The sequence below is a fragment of the Bradyrhizobium sp. UFLA05-109 genome (assembly GCF_054185165.1).
Genome location: NZ_JBBIAR010000102.1, coordinates 14,006 through 27,862, shown reverse-complemented (window position 1 = coordinate 27,862; position 13,857 = coordinate 14,006). Strand labels below are relative to the sequence as shown.

General features: G+C 59.6%; 11 protein-coding genes and 1 pseudogene. 9 read left to right on the top strand and 3 right to left on the bottom strand.

All coding sequences use genetic code 11. The features are described 5' to 3' along the window. A partial coding sequence (gene noeE / locus Q3C01_RS41865) for a nodulation protein NoeE (RefSeq protein ID WP_458151179.1) occupies positions 1 to 850 on the bottom strand: 850 nt, incomplete at its 3' end. Positions 851 to 2,128: 1,278 nt separating this feature from the next. On the opposite strand from noeE, the gene Q3C01_RS41860 reads away from it, so the two are divergent. From Q3C01_RS41860 to Q3C01_RS41825, 8 genes and pseudogenes are all read left to right on the top strand, one after another. Beyond that, complete coding sequence (locus Q3C01_RS41860; RefSeq protein WP_258768678.1) at positions 2,129 to 2,407, top strand: helix-turn-helix transcriptional regulator; 279 nt, start codon at positions 2,129 to 2,131, stop codon at positions 2,405 to 2,407. A 3-nt stretch (positions 2,408 to 2,410) separates the two neighbouring features. Next, positions 2,411 to 3,256 (top strand): annotated as a pseudogene (locus Q3C01_RS41855) (replication initiator protein A); the annotation flags it as partial. A gap of 386 nt (positions 3,257 to 3,642) precedes the next feature. Continuing rightward, complete coding sequence (locus Q3C01_RS41850; protein WP_458151178.1) at positions 3,643 to 4,107, top strand: DUF2840 domain-containing protein; 465 nt, start codon at positions 3,643 to 3,645, stop codon at positions 4,105 to 4,107. Next, positions 4,107 to 4,613 (top strand): S26 family signal peptidase, encoded by a 507-nt coding sequence (locus Q3C01_RS41845; RefSeq protein ID WP_458151177.1) that lies wholly within the window; start codon positions 4,107 to 4,109, stop codon positions 4,611 to 4,613. The genes Q3C01_RS41850 and Q3C01_RS41845 overlap by 1 nt, the downstream gene beginning before the upstream one ends. 203 nt (positions 4,614 to 4,816) lie before the next feature. Further along, positions 4,817 to 5,524 (top strand): lytic transglycosylase domain-containing protein, encoded by a 708-nt coding sequence (locus Q3C01_RS41840; RefSeq protein ID WP_458151176.1) that lies wholly within the window; start codon positions 4,817 to 4,819, stop codon positions 5,522 to 5,524. A 241-nt stretch (positions 5,525 to 5,765) separates the two neighbouring features. Next, positions 5,766 to 7,493, top strand: a complete 1,728-nt coding sequence (locus Q3C01_RS41835) for a relaxase/mobilization nuclease domain-containing protein (RefSeq protein WP_458151175.1) — start codon at positions 5,766 to 5,768, stop codon at positions 7,491 to 7,493. Positions 7,494 to 7,583: 90 nt separating this feature from the next. Next, a complete protein-coding gene (locus tag Q3C01_RS41830; RefSeq protein WP_458151174.1) occupies positions 7,584 to 9,560 on the top strand; it encodes a conjugal transfer protein TraG in 1,977 nt (658 codons plus the stop codon). A gap of 10 nt (positions 9,561 to 9,570) precedes the next feature. Continuing rightward, positions 9,571 to 10,020: a CopG family transcriptional regulator gene (locus Q3C01_RS41825; protein ID WP_458151173.1), complete on the top strand. Its 450-nt coding sequence runs from the start codon at positions 9,571 to 9,573 to the stop codon at positions 10,018 to 10,020. A 747-nt stretch (positions 10,021 to 10,767) separates the two neighbouring features. Here the strand turns inward: Q3C01_RS41825 and Q3C01_RS41820 are convergent. After that, entirely contained in the window at positions 10,768 to 11,634 is an 867-nt protein-coding gene (locus Q3C01_RS41820) for a phosphonopyruvate hydrolase (RefSeq protein ID WP_458151172.1), read from the bottom strand. A gap of 63 nt (positions 11,635 to 11,697) precedes the next feature. Beyond that, positions 11,698 to 12,840 (bottom strand): aminotransferase-like domain-containing protein, encoded by a 1,143-nt coding sequence (locus Q3C01_RS41815; protein WP_458151171.1) that lies wholly within the window; start codon positions 12,838 to 12,840, stop codon positions 11,698 to 11,700. Here Q3C01_RS41815 and phnF point away from each other — a divergent pair. Next, positions 12,839 to 13,753: a phosphonate metabolism transcriptional regulator PhnF gene (gene phnF / locus Q3C01_RS41810; protein ID WP_458151170.1), complete on the top strand. Its 915-nt coding sequence runs from the start codon at positions 12,839 to 12,841 to the stop codon at positions 13,751 to 13,753. The two genes, Q3C01_RS41815 and phnF, sit on opposite strands and share 2 nt — an antisense overlap. Positions 13,754 to 13,857: the final 104 nt, after the last annotated feature.

Here is a 13,857-nt window from a genome sequence, read left to right as displayed (position 1 = left end):
GCTCTATCAAAAGCTCCGCCCCAACCAGGTCGGTCACGACCTGCATCTCTTCGATGCTCAGGTCGGTTTGCCAAGCCTGCACTGAGCGGTCATCGACGGTTTTTCTCTCCAGGATCTTGCGATCTCCGAAAGTGCTGGACCGAAGATAGTCAGTTTGCCCCATCGGCGCCGATGCCATGTCGATCGGAACGTAACCAAGGCTGGCGAGCACGCGCCGAATTTCCTCGTCGGGGTGCGCCACAAGGGCCTCGTAGTGTACCACCTGCGTCCGAGGTCGACTGCGGTACGCTGCTAGCGCGGGTAGGCCCAGAACGAGATCGGCGAGAGAAGATGCGATTGCAGGCGTGGGCTGGCCCAACGCGATATCGGCGAGACACGAAGCGATCGCGGACGGAGAACTTGCGGCCAGGAGAGGGACGCCCCACGTCGATTTCAGCGATGCGGCAATGGCGTAGGGATTGCGCATGAGAACGAGTCGCGGTGCCTCCGGATAGAGGGTATCCAAAAAGTCGAGCACCGTCCAATAGCGCGGCGTCTTGTCTATGAGGGTGCGTTTGCCCGCGGCGGTCAAATACCCGCCATAAGCTGCATCGGCAAAAGCGCGGGTAACGCTCGTTCGATCTATTCGCCCCAAGAACTCCGAGGTTGCGGTCTGAACCAGAGATGCGCCGGCTGGGTGACGGTGGTCCACTTTACCGAAGGCCTCAAGTGCCAACATGAGCCAGGGCTCAGGCGGAGCCAAAATATCCGGGTGCTGCTGAAGCAAATGTGCCAATAGCGTCGTCCCCGCGCGGGGAAGACCGAGAAGAAAGCACACCGCAGGCGAATGGCTTACATCGTGGTTCATCATTCAACATCCTATCTTTGGACAGATCGAGCGCCCGTCCTAAACCCTTCGTCCGGTCGAAAGAAACATCACCAGCAATGGCGATTCAGATAGGTTTCAACCATCCCCATCCTCAAGTGAGTGTCATCCACGACGATGACATCATGCCGCGACTACATCCGATGACATTGTGGTCTGGCTTTGGCTTCTTCGCTGCATGACCGCCCACTGCGCGTTTCGGATCGACGCAGACGCGGCACACCCCATTTAAGGAAATGTGTACATACATTGCTGGTTGTATCGTGTTGTTGCGGACAGGTTGCGATCTTCGCTCCCATTCGCAGGGGACCTCGAAGACGAGCCCATCCATGGTTCGCACGATCTAGGTTCATTCCATTTAGCCAGCCACGCACTGCACCACTGCACCTGCAATCCGCTGCGACCAATTCCTTGCGAGGCCAGAGCCCCCAAACATCGCTCAGTCGCACAGAACTAAGCGGTCTAGAGAGCCTCGGAAAAGCTATACCGTGGTTTATTGGAAAAAGCGGCTACGCGACCGAGGAAGTCCGTCGTTTCGAGCCGCCACATGCCGTTCACCTCGCCAGGCAAGGAAGATGGTCGTAATGGGCTCGTGTCGACCGATGCTCGCCGCAGACCTTAGAATCCTTCTCAGGGCCGTGGCGAAGATGACAACCCATCCCGATTTCTGAGCTCTCCAAACTGAGCCTTATCATCTGCCATTCGTAATATCGGCGAAAATTGATAGTTTTGATCGATCACATTCAGAGCGTGGATTGATGCCTATCCGTTCAACGCACCCTCTATCTGAAATAGACACGCCAATCAGTACTTTGCCCGTTATCCGGTCAAACTGCCGCTCGATGCAGCTTTCGATATCGGCGCAGACGCCTTATATCGTCCGTGGCGCACAATCGCGCGCCGTCCACCAGGAGCTCTGTTCATTTACCCAAGCGCCGCGAAGTTGACGTCGGTGCTGCGAGCCGTTGAAGGATACATCAATGCGTACGGCGCCATCGCGCAAGTAATTCGACCTCGAACGATTCCTAAGCGCAACTCTAAAACCCACGAACGACCAGCTGACTATCGCTTTGCGTAACCTGTTGATGCTGAGTTCTGGAGATCGACGATAGTGCTCTGCCCGTCATCTCGCAGGGAACAGAGCAGGGGTGCCGAAAACATCCCCCCATCTTCGGCATCCCCTTAAGTTCTTCTACTCCGCCATCATGCTCGTCGGCCCGCGATCAGACGCGCGAGCCCTCCAGATGAGTACGGAGCCTCCAAATGTCCGATCCGACCGCCGGCTTGCCGCCGCGATACTTACGAACCCCCGAAGCGGCACGCTTTCTCGGCCTTTCCGGCCGAACTTTGGAAAAGCATCGCACCTATGGCACCGGGCCGATCTATCGCAAGCTCGGTGGGCGCGTTGTTTATGCGCTCGAAGACTTAAAAGCCTGGGTGGACCGCGGAGCAAAGAAATCGACCAGCGATCCCGGCATAGGCACGGTCTTGCCTGCAAAGCGGCACGCACCCATTCCGTATGCGGGCAAGGAACGGCGCTGATCCATGTCGAACGACACATGCCCTGCTTATGGGCAACGTCACTCAGAGCGCGGTCAACTCAGATCTGTTTCGCTCATTGCCCGGCGATCCGGTGCCGCGCGATGCGTCAGACCTGACGGCATATCCGTTGTTCTCGCCGGCAAAATCGAAACGGATTGTGCCGATCGACCTCGACGCCGCGACAATCATGATTCCCGTGGAGGCTGTGCCGGATTATGGCATGGAACCGAGTTGGGATGCGGACGTTTGGATCTGGGCCACTTCGCCGATTGTCGAGGCTCGGGATGCCGGCTTGAAAACATCCGCCTTGATGGCGATCACCCCACGCGAGATCCTGATCTTCGTAGATTGCGGCAGCAGCGTGCGCGACTGCGAACGCCGCAAGGCTGCGCTCGATCGGCTGCAATCATCAACGGTCGTGGCGCGATCGTAAGCCCACTGAGCGCCGACGGCACCCCTTCTCCTGGATCAACGAATAAGGAAACGGCAGATATGCACCGCCATGCCTGCGGAATCGAACTGATCTTACCGAACTGGTTCTATACGGGTGTTCTCAATGACGCACACGTTTTGACCATCGACCGAGCCTGCTTCGATCTAACTGGCGGATTTGAACGCAGGCACTATCGCCTCGTGCGAAAACATGGCTGCCGTCAAACGGGCGGCTGCAGCTTTGATTTCGTACAGCTCCCCGCTAAGTCCGACGGCCGATCGCCGCTCAGGCACTTTGCTTACGACCTGCGCCAGTTCGTCCGTCGCCAAACTCTGTCCGGGTATCGGCTTGTCATCACCAGTGACACTGAAGGTGTAGAGCGATCGAACTTCGCGCCAATTCAGGTGTGTCCCCTTTGCAGAACGGCTGCGAAGGTGCGGGCGCATCTCGACGCCATAGGAAAGCCTGTGAATTGCATCCTTCTATCAGAGGCCAGACTTTTCGTGCCATCCGGGACCGGACCTTCGTACTATCGGGGACGGAAATCGCGGCCAAGGACCTGCTCTGCAACCGCTTCCCGCCTGCTTAACGCTGCTAATCCTGAGTCCCTCGGATTGCTCCGAACGGATCAGATCCTCTCGTCTGCGATCGGCAAGATGACCGCCGCGAGAATTCCGCAACGACGCCCAACTGGGTTTCACCACAACCGCTCAGCCGCAGCCAATTTTGTTGCAGGCATTCGTCAGCGGAAAAGCGCCTGCTGGCGGAGACCAGCGACGTCTCTGAACAAAGGAGCCGCCAGATGAGCGATATCACAACCGTCGAACTCTTGTGGGTCGAAGGGCGGTTCGAGAACCGAATTCGGTTCGGCCGGCCCGTGTCGGAAAAGATCATTGACCGCCACCGCCGCGTTCTGTCATTTGCGACCGGTAGCATTTTCGCATTCGTGCGCTGGACGTCCAACGAGTTTGGAACCGTTCTGTCCCGCATTGACATTTTGCGCGCCGCAGCGCCCCGGCAGCGATATTCGACCGTCCCTTGGGTCAATCCCGGCGGGGAAAGCCTGATGCGATTGTCAGGATGGACGAAGGTCGAGCGTGCACTGCAATTGATTGATGCAGTGGAAGCACTTGATATCAATCCTGCAGATGCGGCGCCAGACTACTGGCATCACGTTCACAACCGTCTCTCGGTCAACGAAAACCCGCGACCCTACACCCGGGCGCGGCATCAGGCTTGGCTGCAACGCCGAAGACGGGAGCTCTGATGGGTCGACTGTCAATTATGCTTGCGGTCTGCGGATCGGCCGCTCTCGCATTGTGCGGGGACAGGGAGGCGCCGCCATCGTACATCTGGAACGCTTCAGACAGTGTTCCGATCGGCTTCTATCGTCTGCAACCCGCGCGACAATTGACTGTCACTGAGCTCGTGGCGGTTCGCCCGCCCGAGCCACTTGCGAGCTTCCTGGACTTGAACGGTTATCTGCCGACCGGCGTTCCCATGCTCAAGCGCGTCCTGGCGCTGCCGGGACAAACCGTTTGCAGACATGCCCTCGTCGTCTCCGTCGACAGCATCGAGATGGGACTGGCGCGGGAGCGCGATGCACGTGGCCGGCCGCTGCCGGTTTGGCTCGGATGCCGCCTCATCGCGCCAGACGAGGTCTTTCTCATGAACTGGCAATCCGCGGACTCCTTTGATGGCCGCTACTTCGGGCCAATTCCAGCATCCGCCGTGATCGGACAAGCGCTACCCGTGTGGACAAAGGGAGATTGATGTTGCTCAGCCTGCCTCGCGGGTGTGCAATCTCGCCGGTCGATGGATCGCCACACCTTCCCTCCGTCCCGGCCAAATTGTTGAAGACGATCGTGCGCGGTGCCTGTCGGAGATGGCCTCCCACCCAGCGGCCGAACCAGCTACCCGTCTCCTTCGCGAGCGCAAGGGCCTGCGTTTCAATCCTTGCATTGGCGGTCTGCGCCTTGGGAGCCGTATCGGTTCCTGAACTCTCGTCGAACACTTGGGCTGAGAACGCAATCCCGGCGCTCGGCTCCAATTCGCTCAGCTCCCAGTATGTCGATCCATATGCCGGCTTCGTCGCTGAAGCCTCCCGCCAATTTGCGATCCCGGAGCACTGGATCCGTGCCGTTATGCAGGTCGAGAGCAGCGGAAACGTGGGCGCCGTATCCTCTCGGGGAGCGTTGGGCCTGATGCAAATCATGCTCCGGACCTGGGTCGCCTTAAGTATTCGCTACAAGCTCGGTGCCGACCCATTTGACCCCCGCGATAACATTCTCGCAGGCTCGGCCTATCTTCGCGAGTTGCTCGACCGCTTTGGATCGGCAGGATTTCTTGCAGCTTACAACGTGGGTCCGGAACGGTACGAGGCGCATTTGGCGACGGGGCGACCACTACCTCGGGAAACGCAGGCTTACGTCGCCAGGCTCGTAAGGTTGATCGGCATTAAACAGGACGAGTCTGCGACTTTAGCCGTCCGACGCACTCTTCCGTGGCGGCAGGCAGCACTGTTCTTTGACCGCTCCGATGGCGCGTCGGTCGATCCAAGATCGACATCAGCCCTGCATTCACTGAACAGTCCGAAAGACCTGGCGAACGTGGGAACGATTGCCTTCGTACCTGGCGCGAGCCGGCTCTTTGTGCCGCGATCAACCAAAGGGAAGTCCCGATGATCGTAATCGCATTTCGTCGCGTATCCTCGAAGTTTGTCGCGAATTGGAGAGTGCTGGGAAAGGAGCAGGGACTAGCCGACCGCGGATGGCAGGATAAAAGCCGCAAGGTGCGGGCGGTCGGTCGGGTGAGAATTGCCAGTAAATTCAGATACGCTCCAAACATTGCGAAGATCCGGCACACATTGGCATTTTCGCCACGACGCGGTTTTGGCTCAGCTTTCTCCACATTGCGGTGACCAAGATGACGGGCAACGATGATTTCCGCATCCGCCCAGGCCGAATCGGCTCGACACGCGGGCCGCGAACAAAGCCCTTCCTGGCGCAAGCGCTCCAAGCCGCGCAGAAAGCTGGGGGTCTTTCACGTCGTACCGGCAGTCGTGGCGGCCGGTTTGGCCGTGGGCGCGCTGCGACCCTTAGCGCCAACCGGCTCCTCCAAAATCGAGGCCGCAGTGCCATGGTCAAGGCGCGTGTCGTGCGGCGGATGCGCTCGCCAGGCAGCCTGCGGGCCCATGTCGGTTACCTGCGGCGTGACGGCGTCACCCGTGATGGATCGCGTGGTGAACTATTCGATGCTGCCGGAGATGGCGCAGATGGCCGGGCCTTTGTTGAGCGCTGCGAGAACGATCGGCATCATTTCCGCTTCATCGTCTCGCCGGATGATGCCGGCGAACTGGGAAGTTTACGGAGCTTTACGCGCGAGTTGATGGACCAGGCCTCACGCGATCTCGGTACACGCCTTGACTGGGTCGCCATCGACCATTGGAACACTGAGCATCCGCATATCCACATCCTTGTGCGCGGCCGCGCAGACGATAGTTCCGATCTGGTGATCAGCCGCGATTATATCAGCAAGGGCCTGCGAGCCCGCGCGGGTGATCTCGTTACGCGCGAGCTTGGTCCCCGATCGGAGCTTGAGGTTCGGCGCGGCCTTGAGGCAGAGGTGTCGGCCGAGCGCTGGACGCGGCTCGACCGCGCGCTTGCTCGGGAAGCGGGACGGACGGACGGGGTGATCGATCTGCGGCCAGAGCGCGGTGGCGGGTCCGACCCGTTGCGCGAGATCCGGATTGGCCGGATGCGGACACTCGAGCGGCTGGGGCTCGCTGAGCCCGCCGGTCCCGCGCGTTGGGTTCTTGCCCCTGATACGGAGCTGCGCTTGCGTGCGCTGGGGGAACGCGGCGATATCATCAAGCGGCTGCACAAGACACTCGCAAAGGATGGCGCCTCTCGTGCGCCATCCTCCTGGGCGCTCGAAGGCGAACGCCATGGCGAACCCGTCATCGGTCGCCTTATCGCCCGTGGGCTCGATGATGAGCTCAAGGGATCGGCATTCGCCGTCGTCGATGGGATCGACGGGCGTGTGCATCATCTCAGGCTCCCCGATATCGATTCGTCCGGTGATGGTCGGCTTGGCGGTATTGTCGAGCTGCGTCGCTTCGAGGATACGAGGGGCCGGCAGCGGATCGCGCTTGCCGTCCGCTCAGATCTTAATCTCGGCCAGCAGGTGGCTTCGGAAGGGGCGACCTGGCTCGATCGGCGCCTCGTCGCTCGTGAGCCCGCCACTCTTGCGCGCGGCGGATTCGGGGCCGAGGTTCGGGCCGCGCTCGATCGCCGGATCGATACGCTGGTCGAGCAGGGGCTTGCGCGCCGGGATGGCGACAAAGTCACATTGGGCCGCAACCTGATTGGCACTCTGCGCAATCGTGAGCTCGATAGCGTCGGTCGGCGCCTGGCCTATGAAACAGCGCTGGCGCATTTGCCCGCTGAGGCGGGAGAGTACATTTCCGGGGTATACCGCCAAAGGATCTCGCTCGCCTCCGGTCGCTTTGCCATGATCGACAATGGGCTAGGCTTCCAGCTCGTGCCCTGGACCCCGTCGCTCGAGCGTGAGCTCGGCAAACAGGTCAGCGGCATCGCCGGTCCCGGCGGGGTCGACTGGAGTTTTGGGCGCAAGCGCGACCTTTCGCTCTGACCCGCCGATCTCCTCGCCATGCTGCGCGACACCGCGACCTCAAAAGGATTGCCGTTGAATGGATCCTCGCGGTGCGCATCAATTCTGGCCATGCCCGCGACGAAGATTCTTTGGGGTCAACTGCTCTTTGTCTCGATGGTCGTGCTCGGCTTCCTCTGGGGGGCCACCGAATGGACGGCCTGGCGTCTGGCCTTCCAACCGCAGCTCGGGCCCGCCTGGTTCATGATCGCGGGCTGGCCCATCTACCAACCGGCTGCCTTCTTCATTTGGTGGTTCGAGTTCGACGCCTACGCGCCTGTCATCTTCGTCAAGGGAGCGTGCATCGCCGCAAGCGGTGGGATCGCATCGGTCGGCGTTGCCATCTTCCTTTCGGTGTGGCGGGCAAAGGAAGCTCAGCATGTGACAACATATGGGTCGTCCCGTTGGGCGGATGCGCGGGAGGTTCGCCGTGCGGGACTTCTGGGGCCTGACGGCGTGGTGCTCGGCCGCTTTGATGGCCGCTACCTCCGGCACAATGGACCCGAGCACGTCTTGTGCTTTGCCCCGACCCGTTCCGGCAAAGGCGTCGGCCTTGTCATTCCGACACTGCTGACCTGGCCGAACTCCACGATCGTCCACGACATCAAGGGCGAGAACTTCCAGCTGACCTCCGGATGGCGCGCCCGCTTTGGGCCAGTGCTGCTATTTGACCCGACCAATCCGGCGAGCGCGGCCTACAATCCTCTGCTCGAAATTCGCCGCGGCGACTGCGAGGTCCGCGACGCCCAGAACATCGCCGACATTCTCGTCGATCCCGAAGGCGCGCTCGAACGTCGCAATCACTGGGAGAAGACCAGCCATTCCCTGCTGGTCGGGGCAATTCTCCACGTCCTCTATGCGGAGCCAGACAAGACGCTTGCCGGCGTTGCCAACTTCCTGTCGGACCCGTTGCGCCCGATCGAGGCGACCCTGAACGCAATGTTGGCGACGCCCCATTTGGGCGAGCGGGTCCATCCGGTCGTGGCTTCGGCGGCACGGGAGCTCCTCAACAAGAGTGAAAATGAACGCTCCGGTGTCTTATCGACCACGATGAGCTTCCTGGGGCTCTACCGCGACCCCGTGGTAGCCAAGGTCACGGGGCGGAGCGACTGGCGCATTCGCGATCTTGTCGACGGACCCCGACCGATCTCGCTTTACCTTGTGGTGCCACCGTCCGACATCGCCCGGACAAAGCCTCTGATGCGGCTCGTGCTCAACCAGATCGGTCGGCGGCTAACCGAGAGCCTCGATACTGAGAGGCGGCGGCAGAAACTGCTCTTGATGCTCGATGAGTTCGCAGCCCTCGGCCGGCTCGACTTCTTCGAGAGCCAGCTCGCCTTCATGGCAGGCTATGGCATCCGCAGCTTTCTCATCACCCAAAGCCTGAACCAGCTCGAGCGCGCCTATGGGGCGAACCACGCGATCCTCGACAATTGCCATATCCGCGTTGCCTTCTCGACCAACGATGAGCGTACGGCCAAACGCGTATCGGACGCGCTCGGAACCGCAACCGAAATGCGCGCGATGAAGAACTATGCCGGGCATCGACTCTCGCCCTGGCTTGGGCATCTGATGGTGAGCCGTCAGGAAACATCACGTCCGCTGCTCACGCCCGGAGAAGTCATGCAGCTCTCGCCTAGCGATGCCATTGTGATGATTTCCGGCGTGCACCCGGTGCGCGCGCGCAAGGTCCGCTACTACGAAGATCCGCAGTTTCAAAGCCGGCTATTCGGCCCGTCGCGCAACCTTCCAGCTGGCTTGATCTCGCAGCCCGATGATTGGTCAGGCCGCACACCGATTCCGGCCTCAGTCGGTCTGCTGACCGCATTAAAGCGCAACGTCCGCGATGCGAACGGCGGCATTCGACGCGAGCCCGCACTGCCCCAGCAGGAGGAGGTCGTGATCACCGCGCCGCGCGCCGACAACGAATTCGATGCCGTGCTCGATGACAGCGATGCTGATGCCGCGCAAGCGACGGTCCTGAACCGCTCGATGCTGGGGCTTGCACGTTCGGTCAGCCTCGACCCGGACGATAAGGTGGGCCTTTGAGGAGGCCGAGATGAAGAAGGCGCAGCTGAGCATCTACCTCGATCGAGAGATCTTTCGCAGCCTTGAGGCATTTGCAAAACGTCAGGACAAGCCCAAATCGCTGGTTGCCGAGGCTGCCATCGCCTCATTCCTATCTCCAGATGATTCCGAGCGGCGGGAAGCGGCGATAGCCAAGCGGCTCGACCGAATCGTGCGTGTGCTCGAGCGCCTTGAACGAAATGACGGTGTTGCGCTGGAAACGATTGCTTTGTTCATCCGCTTCTGGTTGACGGCTACTCCGGCATTGCCGGAGCAGTTGAGCCCTGCAGCGCGCGCCAAGGGCGCTGAACGCTACGATCGCTTTGTCGAAGCGCTTGGACGGCGGCTTTCCAGCGGATCGAGCGTTCCTAAGGAAGTCAGTCTCGAATCGTATGAAGCGGGGAGTTCTGATGCGATACAAGACAAAGCCGGCCCTACCTGATCGACTGGCCATTTCTTTCTTTCTTTCGCTACGCCAGACTGCGCTCGGCATCGTCAATCGATTGAAGCACTCTCGCTGATGTCCTTCTGTCACTTCTGCCAGGTGCAATCACCTCATCGAAACCAATCGCTGCGGCGTCGGCTGGTGTGCCCTGGGAAGGAGAAAGGACATGCAGCTCGAACTCGATCTGCACGTGATCGAGTTCGAGCTGCCGGCTAAGTGCCTCGCAAGCATCTCTGTTCGGCGGCCCGAAAGGTGACCGTCAGGCTCGACAAAGCACTCTGTGACCGCTCGAGGTCGCCGCCGACCGTCCGGGCGTCGACAAAAGCATGATCGTAGAAGCCGCCCGATGGTTTTATGAAGCCTGCTTCACCTGAAAACGTACACTTTGACGACATGCGCGCCAGGTTCGATCGTCTCGAGCGCAATCTGCAGATGATGGCTCGAGACCGGCGCGCTGCACGCCCGCTATTACCTCGCGGTCATGTCGTGGCTGCCGGAATCTCGGCAGGCGAGGCAGTTCTCCTGAGCGACGAGCGCTTCCGGATTCTGGCCGAACAGGATGGTGCAAAAAATCAATCATCGCATGCTCCCAAAAGCCAAATTCCAAGAACATCATCTCGAGGGTTGCGGTCCATTTAGTGAGGACGAACAACCTCCTGCTTATGCTATGTGCCGGCGTGGCCGGGCCAGCCCGTCGAGCACCTCGTTGTCCGCGGCTCCGGCTAGAAAACGCGGCCAAAAACCTCAGCGTAGAAACTGTTTCTCAACGAGCCTCACGCGGTCCATTCCCTGCAGGCGGAAAATTTCCTCGACGGAAACGATATCCTTGTTCACCGTATGAATGCCGCCATCGCGGCGTATGCGCGCAAACACATCCTTCATTGCCGTCACAGACGCTCGGATTGCGTGGTTGCCGTAAATGACCATTCTTATTTTGCCCAACGCAGAGATCCGCGCCGCGTTCATTTCGGGATAAGCGGTCGGCACGATGACTATAGGAGCATGGCCGCTCCAGGCGCGCACAAAGCTTTCTACCTCATTAGGTGTCTTCTGCTTGGAGTGTATCAGGATCAGGTCGGCGCCAGCCGATTCATATGCTGCCGCTCGCTTGAGTGCCTCCGCCTCCCCCAAGCCCGCAATCAATGCTTCGGTGCGAGCGATGACCACAAAGTTAGGATCTCGCCGCGAAGCAAGGGCGGCGGCGATTTTGCCTTCGAACTCCTCGATCCGGAGTAACTCCTGCCGGCCTGTTGTCGCAAGGCTAGATACCTTGGGAAATGTTTTGTCCTCGATGACGATTGCGGCAGCACCAGCACGCTCGTATTCGGCAATTGCATGGGTGACGTTGATGGCATTGCCGTAGCCAGTATCAATATCGGCAATGATGGGCAACGTCGTATGATTTGACATTGCACGCACCATATCAAGGTGCTCAGTCATGCTGACGAAGGACAGATCAGGCAGGCCATAAAGAGCCGAGAGTTCAAAGCCTGAAGCCCAGATTCCATCGAACCCTGCCTCCTCCACGAGCTTTGCGGATAAGGGGCTGTGAGCCGCCATGACATGTAACAGCCGATCTTCAGCTATTTTTTTTCGCAATTTCGAGGTCATGGTGACTCCGTTCCAGTAGCGTCTCGGTTAACAGCGTGTTGAGCACCGAGCAGATTGAATCACTTAATCCGCGGGCCCGCACTCGAGGAGTGCTGCTATCCGGGTGATGCCGATCTCAGCCGCTTTCCGGTTCGATGGCGTCGAAAGCGACAATCGCACTGCGTTCGGCACGGGCTGATTGTCTACGGCGAAGAGCTCGGCGCTCCTAATCAATACCCCAGCAGCCACTGCCGATCGTGCAAAGCTGTCGCGCGTCCATGGCGGCGGCAACGGCAGCCAGACATGCATCGAAGCCGGCTTTGAGACAAGGCCGAAGCGGCCTAAGGCGCGACGTGCAATAGCCTCTCGCGCTCTATTCTCCTCTCGGATCGCCCCTGAAATCAAATCCGCCGCGCCCGTTAGCGTCCAATTTGCAACGACTGCGGCCAACAATGGAGCCGCAGTCCAGAACGACAGCCGTTCGACCGGCGTCAGCGCCGAATCGCAATGCGCCCGCGAAGGCGCCACCAAGTATGCCAAACGTAACCCGTGTGCGAGTCCTTTCGTCGCGCTCATCACGTACCACACGACGTCTGGCGCGATCTTGGCAATCGGTGGCACGGCATCGGGATGCAGGCGTCCAAGGGCGTCATCCTCGATGATTGGCACGCCGTAACGGCGGGAAATGTCTGCAAGTGCGAGCCGACGGGATAACGGCATGATCGCCGTCGTCGGATTCTGCACCGTGGGATTGCAATAAAGGGCGCGGACGCCGCCGTTCCGGCAAGCTCTTTCGAAGGCGTCAGGCAAAATACCATGCTCGTCGACATCGAGTCCCACCAACTGCACGCCGGCCATCCCGGCAAGCTCACGTAAGGCCCCGTAAGACAAGCGTTCCGCTAACAATCGACCACCTTTGCCAACCAAATGATGAAGCAGAATAAGCAGCGCGCTTTGCGTCCCATTTGTCGTGAGGATGCATTCGATATCAATCGCATCGCCAAGGCGTGGCGCCAGATAGCGCGCCCCACCCAGTCTTCCGCTGGACGAGCCGCGCGCGGCGCCACCATGAACCAATGGGTCCAGGCCATGCTCAGAACGAAGCCGCTGAATCGCGCGAGCCAACTTGATATCAAGCCTAGGCACCGCAGGCGGCAATGAACGAGTGAAATCAACAAGCGAGATTTCTTGATTGGGTCGGCAAACTTGCGGAGCTTGGAGTTCCATGGAAGCTGGGTTGTATCTTGCAAAAGAAATCGCTCGCAGCCGAATTTTGGCCGCTACGGACCTTCAGTCTATAACCATACAACGTTTAGAGTCAAAGGTTCTATACAACTATTTCCAAAACAGCTACGGTTCTGTGCACAGCAAGGGAAGCTCAGCGGTGAAGGAAAATTCAAATCGGATTGAGCGGGCGGGTATTAGCCTGTGGCGACAGGTCGGAGATGCCCTCGCCGAGGATATTGCAAGTGGCGCTTTCGCGGCGGGCGAGCGCCTACCTTCCAGTGAGTCGCTTGCTGCACGTTTCAGCGTCAATCGACACACCGTGCTCAAGGCGATCTCACATCTGGAAACGGAGGGTTTTGTGAGGATCGAGCGTGCGCGGGGAGCCTTCGCCGTCGTAAATCCCATTGAATTGCGTCTCGGTGCCAGAAGTTGGTTCGAACAGAACCTCCGTGATGGCAATCGCGCGCCCTCACGTACAGTTATCGCGGTCGAAAGAATTCGGGCTCCACTAGAGATCGCTACGCCGCTTCAAATCAAGCCCGGCAGCCCAGTTCTCTTCGTGACTCTGCTCGGCGAAGCGGATGGATTTCCGGTCAACTATAACTACAACTATTTTCCGCTGCAGCGCATGCCGAACGTTGAGGCAGCTTTCCAGGCAATCGGTAAGGGCCCGACGGAGGACTTTTCTTTCGGCAAGATATTCAAGTCCATCGGCGTGAAGGATTTTCGACGCAAAACAATCCGAATTCGTGCGCGGCCGCCGAGCCGCGAAGAGGCGGCGCATCTGAAGATGCCGACGAGCGCTTACGTTCTGTTGACCGAGGTCGTTCAGGTCGACAGCAAGGACAGCCCGGTCGTCTATGCCGAAACCTGCTACAGCGCTGGCCGCGTGAGCCTACTCGTGGACATCTGAAATCTCGTGATTGACTGAAGTCTCGTGATTGACAAAGGCTCGCGCCCGTTAGGACAAATCCTCGCCGGGCCGGGCGCGCATCTCATGTCCGGCGGTAGAGCCCA

What these genes read in the sequence shown, in the direction of transcription:
- Q3C01_RS41860 (WP_258768678.1), top strand. Translation starts at nt 2,129, where the DNA reads ATGTCCGATCCGACCGCCGGCTTGCCGCCGCGATACTTACGAACCCCC.
- Q3C01_RS41850 (WP_458151178.1), top strand. Translation starts at nt 3,643, where the DNA reads ATGAGCGATATCACAACCGTCGAACTCTTGTGGGTCGAAGGGCGGTTC.
- Q3C01_RS41845 (WP_458151177.1), top strand. Translation starts at nt 4,107, where the DNA reads ATGGGTCGACTGTCAATTATGCTTGCGGTCTGCGGATCGGCCGCTCTC.
- Q3C01_RS41835 (WP_458151175.1), top strand. Translation starts at nt 5,766, where the DNA reads ATGACGGGCAACGATGATTTCCGCATCCGCCCAGGCCGAATCGGCTCG.
- Q3C01_RS41830 (WP_458151174.1), top strand. Translation starts at nt 7,584, where the DNA reads ATGCCCGCGACGAAGATTCTTTGGGGTCAACTGCTCTTTGTCTCGATG.
- Q3C01_RS41825 (WP_458151173.1), top strand. Translation starts at nt 9,571, where the DNA reads ATGAAGAAGGCGCAGCTGAGCATCTACCTCGATCGAGAGATCTTTCGC.
- Q3C01_RS41820 (WP_458151172.1), bottom strand. Translation starts at nt 11,634, where the DNA reads ATGACCTCGAAATTGCGAAAAAAAATAGCTGAAGATCGGCTGTTACAT.
- phnF (WP_458151170.1), top strand. Translation starts at nt 12,839, where the DNA reads ATGGAAGCTGGGTTGTATCTTGCAAAAGAAATCGCTCGCAGCCGAATT.
- Q3C01_RS41815 (WP_458151171.1), bottom strand. Translation starts at nt 12,840, where the DNA reads ATGGAACTCCAAGCTCCGCAAGTTTGCCGACCCAATCAAGAAATCTCG.